Source organism: Pollutimonas rozaliensis (assembly GCF_048751585.1).
Taxonomy (GTDB): Bacteria; Pseudomonadota; Gammaproteobacteria; order Burkholderiales; family Burkholderiaceae_B.
In genome coordinates, this window is record NZ_JAZHOB010000085.1 from 1 (window position 1) to 277 (window position 277).

The window sequence follows — 277 nt, forward strand, 5'->3', positions numbered from 1 at the left end:
TCTTGCTAAAGAGGTGACGCAAGCCAGCTCGGTTATTTCAGCCCTTAATCAACACGCACAAGAAATCTCCACCGTGTTAGCGACCATTCAAGGCATTGCTGAACAAACGAACCTATTGGCGTTAAATGCCGCGATTGAAGCGGCGCGAGCAGGCGATCAAGGGCGAGGTTTTGCGGTGGTTGCTGATGAAGTTCGAGTATTATCACAGCGCACTCATACCTCAACCGAAGAGATAAAATCGACCATTGATACGCTCCAAGAAACGACTAAACGAGCC

General features: G+C 49.1%; 1 protein-coding gene. It reads left to right on the top strand.

Going from position 1 to position 277, the window contains the following annotated elements:
* Window positions 1–277, top strand: a 277-nt coding sequence (locus tag V0R37_RS22075) for a methyl-accepting chemotaxis protein (protein WP_420376554.1), incomplete at both ends; no start/stop codon positions are given.